The sequence below is a fragment of the Spirillospora sp. NPDC046719 genome, from assembly GCF_040645715.1.
GTDB lineage: Bacteria > Actinomycetota > Actinomycetes > Streptosporangiales > Streptosporangiaceae > Spirillospora.
Genome location: NZ_JBEYYT010000056.1, coordinates 24162 through 34932, shown reverse-complemented (window position 1 = coordinate 34932; position 10771 = coordinate 24162). Strand labels below are relative to the sequence as shown.

General features: G+C 74.7%; 11 protein-coding genes. 4 read left to right on the top strand and 7 right to left on the bottom strand.

Features of this window, described 5'->3' with window-relative positions:
- The 5 genes from ABZ914_RS13180 to ABZ914_RS13160 all read right to left on the bottom strand — a co-directional run.
- Window positions 1-247 (bottom strand): PfkB family carbohydrate kinase (locus tag ABZ914_RS13180; protein ID WP_500193178.1); only part of this gene is annotated, 247 nt, incomplete at its 3' end.
- 12 nt (window positions 248-259) lie between these two features.
- On the bottom strand, window positions 260-2200 hold the full coding sequence (locus ABZ914_RS13175) for an ABC transporter permease/substrate-binding protein (RefSeq protein WP_500193177.1): 1941 nt from the start codon (window positions 2198-2200) through the stop codon (window positions 260-262).
- Between the two features lie 61 nt (window positions 2201-2261).
- Window positions 2262-3797, bottom strand: coding sequence for a sugar ABC transporter ATP-binding protein (locus ABZ914_RS13170; RefSeq protein ID WP_500193176.1), 1536 nt, complete (start codon window positions 3795-3797; stop codon window positions 2262-2264).
- Entirely contained in the window at window positions 3794-4816 is a 1023-nt protein-coding gene (locus ABZ914_RS13165; RefSeq protein WP_500193179.1) for a LacI family DNA-binding transcriptional regulator, read from the bottom strand. Before ABZ914_RS13165 ends, ABZ914_RS13170 begins: the two co-directional genes overlap by 4 nt.
- A 193-nt stretch (window positions 4817-5009) precedes the next feature.
- A complete protein-coding gene (locus tag ABZ914_RS13160) occupies window positions 5010-5222 on the bottom strand; it encodes a hypothetical protein (protein WP_500193175.1) in 213 nt (70 codons plus the stop codon).
- 85 nt (window positions 5223-5307) lie between these two features.
- Here ABZ914_RS13160 and ABZ914_RS13155 point away from each other — a divergent pair, with 85 nt between their 5' ends.
- Window positions 5308-6369 (top strand): DUF2293 domain-containing protein, encoded by a 1062-nt coding sequence (locus ABZ914_RS13155; protein ID WP_500193174.1) that lies wholly within the window; start codon window positions 5308-5310, stop codon window positions 6367-6369.
- Between the two features lie 71 nt (window positions 6370-6440).
- Window positions 6441-7232 carry an SAM-dependent methyltransferase gene (locus tag ABZ914_RS13150; protein ID WP_500193173.1) on the top strand — a complete coding sequence of 264 codons (792 nt, stop codon included), beginning with the start codon at window positions 6441-6443 and terminating at the stop codon, window positions 7230-7232.
- A gap of 43 nt (window positions 7233-7275) precedes the next feature.
- Here ABZ914_RS13150 and ABZ914_RS13145 read toward each other — a convergent pair whose 3' ends face one another.
- Entirely contained in the window at window positions 7276-8106 is an 831-nt protein-coding gene (locus tag ABZ914_RS13145) for an aldo/keto reductase (RefSeq protein ID WP_500193172.1), read from the bottom strand.
- 68 nt (window positions 8107-8174) lie between these two features.
- Between ABZ914_RS13145 and ABZ914_RS13140 the strand changes: the two genes are divergently transcribed.
- Window positions 8175-8876, top strand: a complete 702-nt coding sequence (locus tag ABZ914_RS13140) for a histidine phosphatase family protein (RefSeq protein WP_500193171.1) — start codon at window positions 8175-8177, stop codon at window positions 8874-8876.
- A gap of 26 nt (window positions 8877-8902) precedes the next feature.
- On the opposite strand, the gene ABZ914_RS13135 is transcribed toward ABZ914_RS13140, so the two are convergent.
- Window positions 8903-9634 (bottom strand): FadR/GntR family transcriptional regulator, encoded by a 732-nt coding sequence (locus ABZ914_RS13135; protein WP_500193170.1) that lies wholly within the window; start codon window positions 9632-9634, stop codon window positions 8903-8905.
- 168 nt (window positions 9635-9802) lie between these two features.
- Here ABZ914_RS13135 and ABZ914_RS13130 point away from each other — a divergent pair, with 168 nt between their 5' ends.
- Complete coding sequence (locus ABZ914_RS13130) at window positions 9803-10711, top strand: proline iminopeptidase-family hydrolase (protein WP_500193169.1); 909 nt, start codon at window positions 9803-9805, stop codon at window positions 10709-10711.
- The last annotated feature ends 60 nt before the right edge of the window (window positions 10712-10771 follow it).

Below are 10771 nucleotides of genomic sequence, written 5' to 3'. Positions count from 1 at the left end.
CCACGCCGGCCGCGGCGAGCGCGCCGCGCAGCAGCGCGCCGTGCCCGTCGTCGCCGACGCGGCCGACGATCCCGACCCGGCCGCCGAGCCGGGCGGCGGCGACCGCCTGGTTGGCGCCCTTGCCGCCCGGGTGGGTGGCGAGGTCGGAGCCGAGGACGGTCTCCCCCGGCGCGGGCCGCCGGTCCACGCCGACCACCAGGTCCGCGTTGACCGAGCCGACCACGACGACGTCGTACTGTTCCGGCACGGAACTCCCCTTCTACTGCGTGGCGAACTGGGCGGCGTTCTCCGGTGTGGCGATCTTCACCGGCACCGGCGCGTTGGCGACCAGCCCGCCGCCCTTGGCGGCCTTGAGCGCGCTGTCCACGGCCATCTTGCCGAGCAGCCGGGGCTGCTGGGCGACGGTCGCGTTCAGCGTGCCGTCCTGGACGGCCTTGATGCCGTCCGGGGTGCCGTCGAACGCGACGACCTTGACCTGCTTTCCGGCCTTGCCGCCGAGCGCCTTGATCGCGCCGAGCGCCATCTCGTCGTTCTCGGCGAACACCCCGTTCACGTCGGGGTGCGACTGGAGCAGGTTCGTCATGACGTCCAGGCCCTTGGTGCGGTCGAAGTCGGCGGGCTGCCTGGCGACGACTTGGATGCCGGGGTACTGCTTGAGGCCCTCGCTGAAGCCCTGCCCGCGCTCGCGGGAGGCGGAGGTGCCGGGCTGCCCCTGGATCACGACGATCTTGCCCTTGCCGCCGAGCAGCCGGGCCATCTGCGCCGCGGCGTCCTTGCCGCCCGCGACGTTGTCGGACGCGACGAGCTGCTCGACCTTCGCGCCGTTGACGGTGCGGTCGGCGGCGACGACGGGGATGTCCGCCCGGTTCGCGGCCTTCACCGCGGGCGCCGCGGCGTCGGAGTCCACCGGGTTGATGATGATCGCCTTCATCCCCTGGCTGGTGTAGTTCTGCACCTGGTTGACCTGCTGCGACGCGTCGTTCTGCGCGTCGCCGACGGTCAGCTTCACGCCGATCTTCCTCGCCTCGTCCTGCGCGCCCTGGCGGAACTGGACGAAGAACGGGTTGTTCAGCGTGGACACCGAGAGCCCGATCCGCACCGAGCCGCCGCCCGCCGCGCCGCCGGACTTGGAGCCGTTGCCGCCGGTGGTGGCGACGACCGCGGCGAGCGCGACGATGACCGCGACGACCGCGGCGCCGCCCGCCCAGAACGTCGCGGGCCGGACCCGCAGGCCGCGCCGCCGGACGGTGTCCAGCAGGACCGCCGCCGCGATCACGACGCCGATGACGACCTGCTGCCAGAACGCCGACACCGACAGCAGGTTCAGGCCGTTGCGCAGCACCGCGAGGATCAGCGCGCCGACCAGGGTGCCGAACGCCTTGCCCTTGCCGCCGGACAGGCTGGCGCCGCCGATCACGACGGCGGCGATCGCGTCCAGCTCGTAGCCGTTGGCGGCCTGCGGCTGCGCCGAGGCGAGCCGGGACGCCAGCACGATCCCGGCGACGGCCGCGAACGCGCCGGACAGCGCGTAGGTGACGAGCTTCTGCCGGTTCACCCGGATGCCCGACAGCCGCGCGGCCTCCTCGTTGCCGCCGATCGCGTACATCGCGCGGCCGCTGTAGGTGCGGGCGAGGATCAGCGCGGTCAGCAGCCCCATCACGATCATCACGATGACCGGGACGGGCAGGTACGAGCCGATCGTGTCGCCGAGGTGGGTGACCGCGCCGGGGAACGCGATCGGGCTGCCGTCGGAGATCACCAGCGCGAGACCGCGCGCGACGCCGAGCATCGCGAGCGTCGCGATGAACGGCGGCAGCTTCCCGTAGGTGATCAGCGCCCCGTTGACCAGGCCGGCGACGAGGCCGACGAGGACCGCGGCGACCAGCGCCAGCGGCCAGGCCAGGCCGTGCTGCGTCGCCGTCCAGGCCAGCACCACCGCCGACAGCGCGGCGACCGCGCCGACCGACAGGTCGATCCCGGCGGTGACGATGACGAACGTGACGCCGAACGCCAGGATCGCGGTGACGGCCGCCTGCACCCCGACGTTCAGCAGGTTGGTGACGGTCAGGAAGTCACCGGACGCGATGGCCAGCGCGACCACCAGGATGATCAGCCCGGCCAGCGCGCCGTTCTCGCCCAGCAGCCGGCCGGCGGCCCGTGCCGCGCCGCCGGACCGCGGCCCCTGCGGCCGCTTGCGCAACGTCTCAGTGTCGCCCGAGGGGGGACGACCCCCCACTCCCCCCGGGCCGACTCCGTCGGACTTAGTGGACATCGTCGTTCTCCTCGTGGTTCTCCCCGGCGCCGGGCCCGGCGACGGCCAGCGCCATCACCGCGTCCTGCGTCGCCTCGGCCGCCGGCAGTTCGCCGGCCAGCCGGCCCCGCGCCATCACCAGGACGCGGTCGCTCATCCCCAGCACCTCCGGGAGGTCGCTGGAGATCATGAGCACCGCGTGCCCGGAGGCGGTGAGGGCGTTGATCAGCTCGTAGATCTCGACCTTCGCGCCGACGTCGATGCCGCGCGTCGGCTCGTCCAGCACGAGCACCTTCGCGTCGGCGAGCAGCCACTTGCCGATCACGACCTTCTGCTGGTTGCCGCCCGACAGGGTGCGGACCTCCTGCCGCAGCCCGCTCATCCGGACGTTGAGCCTCCCGGCGATCTCGCCGGCGGCCCGGTGCTGCCCCGCCCGGTCGACGAGGCCGCCGCGGGTGGCGCGGCCGAGCGTCACCAGGCCGAGGTTCTCCTGGACATCGGCGCCGAGCACCAGCCCCTGGCCCTTGCGGTCCTCCGGGACGAGCCCGACCCCGGCCTCCATCGCCGCGTGGACGTCGCCGGGCGGCAGCGACGTGCCGTCCACGATGACCTCGCCGCGGTCGGGGCGGTCCGCGCCGAAGATCGCGCGGGCGACCTCGGTGCGGCCGGCGCCGACCAGCCCGGCGAGCCCGACGACCTCGCCCGCGCGGACCTCGAACGACACGTCCTCGAACACGCCGTCCCGGGTCAGTCCCTTGACCTGGAGCAGCGGCGGGCCGGCCTCGGTGCGCTCGCGCGGGTACTGCTGGTCGATCGAGCGGCCCACCATCAGCCGGACGAGCTCGTCGCGGGGCGTGCCCGCCGGCACCTCCGCGACGGACCTGCCGTCGCGCAGCACCGTCACGCGGTCGCCGATCCGCGGGATCTCCTCCAGGTGGTGGGTGATGAAGACGACCGCGACGCCCTGCTCGCGGAGCCGCGCGACGATGCCGAACAGCCGGTCGACCTCGCCGGTGGTGAGCACCGCGGTCGGCTCGTCCATGATCAGCACGCGGGCGTCCAGGCTCAGCGCCTTGGCGATCTCCACCATCTGGCTGCGCGCGATGCCGAGGCCCGCCATCCGGTCGTCCGGATCGGCCTGGACGCCGACCTTCGCGAGCAGGTCCCGCGCGGCGGCGTTCATCGCCTTGCGGTCGAGGAGCCCGAACCGGCGCGGCTGGCGGCCGAGGAACAGGTTCTCCGCGACCGTCATCTCCGGGACCAGGTTGAACTCCTGGTAGATGGTCGCGATGCCGAGCCGCTCGGCGTCCTGCGCCGTGCGGATCTCCACAGGCCGGCGGTCCACTTCTATCGTCCCGGCGTCGGGGCGGTGCGCGCCGGACAGCGTCTTGATCAGTGTGCTCTTGCCGGCGCCGTTCTCGCCGAGGAGCACGTGCACCTCGCCGGGCCGCAGGCCGAAGTCGACGCCGTCGAGCGCGAGCACGCCCGGGAACGCCTTGCGCAGCCCGCGCACCCGGAGGATCTCCTTCTCGGCAGGCAGGCTCATGGGCGGCCACTCCCTTCGCTTCCGTGTCGTTCGTCGCCGGGCTCGCCGCAGGAGCGCCGCACGACCAGCCGCGCGTCGAGCACGACCGGCTCGACCGGGCGGCCCTCGATCCGCTCCAGCAGCGCCCCCACCGCGCGCCGGCCGAGCTCCTGGACGGGCTGGCCGATCGCGGTGACCGGCGGGTCCACATGGGTGAACCACGGGACGTCGTCGTAGGAGGCGATCCCCACGTCCCCGGGGATCGCCAGCCGGCGCGCGCGGATCTCGTCGAGCGCGCCGAGCGCCATCAGGTTGTCGCCCGCGAAGATCACCTCGGGCGGTTCGGGCAGGTCCAGCAGCCGGGCGGCGGCGGCGCGCCCGCTGGCCGCCTGGAAGTCGCCGGCCTCCAGGTACTCGGGCCGGACGGGGAGCCCGGCGGCCTCCAGCGCCGCCCGGAACGCCGCGGTCCGCTCGCGGCCGGTGGACAGCAGCGCGGGGCCGGACACGAACGCGATGCGCCGGTGCCCGAGCCGCGCGAGGTGCGCCACCAGCGCGCCGATCGCGGCGGTGCCGTCGGCGCGGACCGTCGGGACGTCCAGCCCCGGCAGGGTCCGGTCGAGGAACACCAGCGGCCCGCCGTCCCGGACGACGTCGCGGACCAGCGGCGTGATCTCCGCCGTGGGGCACAGCAGCAGGCCGTCGACCCGCTGCTCAAGCAGGGTCCGGACGTAGTGGTCCTGGCGCTCGGGGCGCTCGTCGGCGTTGCCGATGACGACCGAGTAGCCGGCCGTCCGCGCCCGGTCCTCGATCGCGCGGGCGAGCTCGGTGAAGAACGGGTTGAGGATGTCGCCGATGACCAGCCCGATCGTGCGGGTGGTGTCGGTGCGCAGCGAGCGCGCGACGGCGTTCGGCCGGTAGCCGAGCTCGTCCACGGCCGCGAGGACGCGGGCCCGCGTCGCCTCGGTGACCGACGCGCTGTCGTTGAGGACGCGCGAGACGGTCGCGACGGAGACGCCGGCGAGCCGCGCGACGTCCTTCACCCCGGCCAAGGCGCACCTCCCATGGAAACGATCGTGTAAACGATTACATCGTGCTGTTGTAAACGATTACACGACGGATCGCATTCCCGCAAGCGGCAAACTCCCCGAAACCCCTCGGAACCGGCCCCGGCCAGGGCCGCGCGGACGGGGCCCGGAGCCTGTCTCGCAGTGGGCCGGGACTTTGGAAGACGGCCTAGTCGGCGCGCAGTTCGGCCAGGTCCAGCACGCCCGCCAGGTCCTCCACGGTGGCGTAGTAGCCGACGATCGCGCCGTTCCTCGTCACGAGGTACGCGTCGGCGCCGTGCACGCCCGCGAGGGCGGCCCACACCCCGTGCGCCCCCGACAGCCGCACCGCCGTCACCCGCAGGCCGCCCGGACCGGTCCAGCTCGCCCGATCATCCCCCATGTACGGAACGCTACGCTCCGCTACTTTCCGTCATCGACGCAAGGTCGGCCGGGATCGTCCGAGAGGTCCTATAGCGTGGGGCGCCGTGAGCGAGGTGCAGGAGTCCCGGCTGGCGCGCCGGGTGTCGGACGCCGCCGGAGAGCTGCTGAAGCGGTCCCGGGCCGTGGCGCCCGTGGACGTGTTCGTCCGGCTCGGCTGGATCCGGACCGCGACCGTCGACGAGTGGCGGCAGGGGCGGCACGACCACCTGCACGCCGCGATGACCGTCCGGCCCGACAAGATCGCCGCCGCGCTGCGCGCCCTGCGCGCCTGGGCCGAGGCGAACGGCCTGGAGCCCGCCGAGACCCCCTACGCCGCCGCCACCCGCGACCACCGCGAGCTGCGCTTCACCGCCGCCGGGAAGGACGCCGCCGAGCGCGACCACCGCACGCACTGGCTGTCCCCCGACCTGACGCCCGCGCAGCGCGAGCGCCTCGCCGCCCGGCAGGCCAAGGCGCCCGACATCACCGCCCTGGTGCCGCCGGGCGACTGGACGTGCCCGGGGTGCCGCGCCCCCGGCGGATTCCAGATCGTCGAGGACGGCGCGCCGCTCTGCCTGGACTGCGCCGACCTCGGGCACCTGGTGTTCCTGCCGTCCGGGAACGCCGCGCTGAGCCGCCGCGCGAAGAAGGAGAGCGGGCTGTCGGCCGTCGTCGTCGAGCACAACCGGCGCCGCAAGCGCTACGAGCGGCGCGGCGTGCTGGTCGAGGAGGCGGCGCTGGAGCGCGCCGAGGAGCAGTGCCTCGCCGACGAGGACGCGCGGGCCCGCCGCCGCGAGCGCGACGCGGAGCGCCGCGCCGGGCAGGACGCCGACTTCCAGGCCCAGATGGCCGCCGAGATCGTCCGGCTGTTCCCCGGCTGCCCCGCGGAGCGCGCCGAGGAGATCGCCCGGCACGCCGGGCTGCGCGGCAGCGGCCGGGTCGGCCGCAGCGCGGCGGGCCGCGACCTGGACGCCGACGCCGTCACGCTCGCCGTCATCGCCTCGATCCGGCACCTCGACACCGGCTACGACGCGCTGCTGATGGCGGGGGTGCCGCGCCGCGAGGCCCGCGACCGCATCCGGGGCGACGTGGACGCGGCCCTCGCCGCCTGGCGCCGCCGCCCCTGAGCGCACGCCCCCCTTTGTCCGGCACCGGCGTTCCGCTTGCCGGGCCCGGACGGCCCGAGGATCATGTCCGCGTGACCGACGCCACCGCGGATCTCGACCCCGGAACCCCCAACGTCGCGCGGATGTACGACTACTGGCTCGGCGGCAAGGACAACTTCGCCGCCGACCGGGAGGCCGCCGCGCGGATCGTGGAGATCTCCGAAGGCCGGGTGGTGCGCGGCGTCCGGCTGAACCGGGCGTTCCTGCGCGCCGCCGTGCGGGACGCCGCGCGGGCCGGGATCGCGCAGTTCCTCGACCTCGGGTCGGGGCTCCCGACGCGGGAGAACGTGCACGAGGCCGTCCGGGAGGTCCGCCCGGAGGCGCGGACCGTCTACGTCGACAACGACCCCGTCGTGTGCGCACACGGGCGGGCGCTTCTCGCGGACGCGGAGCGCGTCGGGTTCGTCCAAGGCGACCTGCGCCGGCCCGAGGAGATCATGGCGCACCCGCCGGTCCGCGAGATGATCGACTTCTCCGAGCCGGTGGCCCTGATGCTGGTCTCGGTGCTCCACTTCGTGGACGACGCCGAGGACCCCGCCGCGCTCGTCGCCCGCTACCGCGACGCGCTCGCGCCGGGCAGCCGGCTCGTCCTGTCCCACCTGGCCTCGGACGCGTTCCCGGAGGCGATGGCGGAGGCCGAGCGGGTCTACGCGGACGCCAGCGCCCCCCTCGGCGCCCGGCCGCGCGCGAGGATCCGCGGCTTCTTCGACGGGTTCGAGCTGCTGCCGCCCGGCCTGACCGGCCCGCGCGAGTGGCTGGACGGCGGGGTCCGGACCGACGGCGAGCGGTTCGCCGGGCTCGTGGGCGTCGGCGAGAAGCGCTGACACCGGCCCAGGCGCCGGCCCGCCCGGCCGCGCGGCGGGGCCGTCAGGCCATCTCGAACGTGGCCGGGTCGGGGCCGACCCGTGCGCCCTTGTCCAGCTCCCCGATCGCCTTCATGTCGTCCGGGCCGAGGTCGAAGCCGAACACGTCGATGTTCTCGGCGATCCGCCGCGGCGTCACCGACTTCGGGATCACCACGTTGCCGATCTGCAGGTGCCAGCGCAGCACCACCTGCGCCGGGGTCCGGCCGTGCGCCTCCGCGATCCGGGCGAGCACCGGGTCGTCCAGCAGCCCCTGGCCCTGCCCGAGCGGCGCCCACGCCTCGGTGTGGATGCCGTGCTCCCGGTGGAACGCGCGCAGCTCGCCCTGCTGGAAGTAGGGGTGCAGCTCGATCTGGTTGACCGCGGGCACCGTGCCGGACTCGTCCATCACGCGGCGCAGCGCGTCGACGGTGAAGTTGGAGACGCCGATCGAGCGGATCCGGCCGTCCTCCTTGAGCTTCTCGAACGCCCGCCAGGTGTCCATGTAGGTGTCGTGGCCGGGCATCGGCCAGTGGATCAGGTACAGGTCGAGGTAGTCCAGGCCGAGGCGGCGCATGCTCGCGTCGAACGCGCGGAGCGTCTGGTCGTAGCCCTGGTCGCTGTTCCACAGCTTGGTGGTGATGAACAGCTCCTCGCGCGGCAGCCCGGAGGCGCGGAGCGCGCGGCCCGTGCCCTCCTCGTTGCCGTAGGCGCTGGCGGTGTCGACGCTGCGGTAGCCGTCGCGCAGCGCGACCTCGACGGCGTGCTCGGCCTCCTCGTCGGTCACCTGGAACACCCCGAAGCCGAGCTGCGGCATCATGGCCCCGTCGTTCAGCCTGACGTCCGGTACGGTCATGGTCCTCCCCTTCGGATGGTGCCTGACTGGAATCCGCCGGTTCCGGAATCAGCCGTGCCAGGGGAGCCGTGCCCACCAGATCGGCGGCCGAACCTGTGAGCCGGCTCGCACCGGCATACTGGGACGGCGCGCACATCGGGGTGGAACGCTGCGACCGGGGGCACGGGATGACGACGCTCTATCTGGCACGGCACGGCGAGACCGTGTGGCACGAGGAGAACCGGTACGCGGGCGTCAGCGACGTCGCGCTCAGCGCGCGGGGCCGCCGGCAGGCCGCCGCCCTCGGGCGCTGGGCGGCCGGCCGGGGCATCGGGGCGGTGTGGGCGTCGCCGCTCGGCCGCGCCCGCGGCACCGCCGCGCCGGCCGCGAACGCGCTCGGGCTGCCGCTGAAGGTGGACACCGACCTGAGCGAGGTCGACTTCGGCGCCGCCGAGGGGCGGGTGCTCGCGGAGATGCCCGCGGACGAGGTGGCCGCGTTCCGCGCCGACCCGGCGGGCTCGCCGTTCCCCGGCGCCGAGGACCCGGCCAAGGCGGCCGCGCGCGGCGCCGGCGTGCTGCGCCACATCGCGGACGCCGAGCCGGGGGCGCGCGTCCTGGTCGTCACGCACAGCACGCTGCTGCGGCTGACGCTGTGCGAGCTGCTCGGGCTCCCGCTGGCGTCCTACCGGCGGGCGTTCCCGCGCGTCCGCAACTGCGCGGTCACCGAGCTCGACCTGTCCGGCGGGTCCGCCGGACTGATCGCCTACAACCTGCCGACCGGCGACGAGTGACCCGGCACCCCGCCGGTTAGCCCCTTCTACCGCGCGCCGGGCGGCCGGACCCGCTCGGCCCGCCGGCGCAGCGCGTCCTCGGTGATCGCGAAGTGGCGGCCGGCGATGCGCGCGGCCTCGTCGCCGTCGCCGCGCGCGACCGCCGCGGCGAGCGCGTGGTGGTGCGGCTTGGCCTCCTCGTAGATCGCCCACGTGTACGGCTCGGCGGACACCCCGAGGCTGACCTCCGACAGCAGCCGCTCGTGCAGCCCGACCAGCCGCGCGTTGTGGGTGGCGCGGGCGACCGCGGCGTGCAGCCGGACGTCGTGCTCGCGGGCCTCGCCGGGCGTCGCGGCGGCGTCGAACCGGGCGAGCGCCTCGGCGATGGCCGCGCGGTCGGCGTCGTCGGCGCGTTCGGCGGCGGTGCGGGCGATCAGGCTCTCGACGAGCCGCCGGTAGTCGAACAGCTCCTCGAACTCCGTCCAGCGCTCCAGCAGCGCGCTGCGCACCGCGCCCTCGCTGGCCTCGCCCCATTCGGCGCGGACGAAGGCGCCGCCGCCCCGCCCGCGCCGCACCTCCACCAGGCCCGAGCCGGCGAGCCGGCGCAGCGCCGCGCGCACGCTCTCCCGGCTGACCTGGAGCAGCGCGGCGAGGTCCCGCTCGCTGGGCAGCCGGTCGCCGAGGCTGAACTCGCCGAGCGCGATCGCCGTAGCCAGCCGGTGCGCGACCTGCTCGCCGGTGGTCGCGGGACGCAGCGGTCCGAGCGCCTCGTGCTCCATGCTCCCCGTCCCTCCGCTCCGCCCCGCCGGAAACGATAACTTCCTTCAAAGGTCTAGAAATCAGACCTTTTACCGCATAGTCTCGCATCCGGCCGCGCGACCCCCGCGCCCGCCGCCCGCCCGCCGCCCCGCCCGGACCGGGGTTCTCCCAGCTCACAGGAGGTACGCGTGATCGCACCGGCCGCCGCCGAGGGCCACGCCCCCTTCCGCGGCCACCGCACCTGGTACCGCGTCACCGGCACGCCGGGCTCGGGCCGGGCGCCGCTCGTCGTGCTGCACGGCGGCCCCGGCTGCACCCACGACTACGTGCTCTCCTTCGCCGACCTCGCCGCCGCCACCGGCCGGCAGGTGATCCACTACGACCAGCTCGGCAACGGCCGCTCCACCCACCTGCCGGACGCCGGCGCGGACTTCTGGACGGTCGAGCTGTTCCTCGACGAGCTGGACAACCTCCTCGCCCACCTCGGCATCGCCGGCGGCTACCACCTGCTCGGCCAGTCGTGGGGCGGGATGCTCGGCGCCGAGCACGCGGTGCGGCGGCCCGCCGGCCTGCGCTCCCTGGTGATCGCGAACTCGCCCGCGTCGATGCCGCTGTGGCTGGAGGCCGCCGCCGGGCTGCGCGCCGCGCTGCCCGCCGGCATCGAAGCGACGCTCCGCGAGCACGAGGCCGCCGGCACCACCGGCTCCCCCGAGTACGCCGAGGCCATGCGGGTCTTCTACGACCGGCACGTCTGCCGGATCCCCTGGCCGGACGAGGTCGCCCGCACGTTCGCCGCCATCGACGCGGACCCGACCGTCTACCACACGATGAACGGGCCCAGCGAGTTCCACGTCGTCGGCACCCTCCGGGACTGGACGATCGTGGACCGGCTCGACCGGATCACCGCCCCCACCCTGATCATCTCCGGACGGCACGACGAGGCGACGCCCGGCGCCGTCCGCCCCTACGCCGACCGCATCCCCGGCGCCCGCTGGCAGATCTTCGAGGACTCCAGCCACATGCCGCACGTCGAGGAGCGCGCGGCCTGCATGTCCGCCGTCGGCGCGTTCCTCGACGCCCACGACCCCGCCCGCTGAACGACCCCGCCCGCTGAACGACCCAGACCCCGTCCCCGGAACGACCCCGTCCCCTGAACG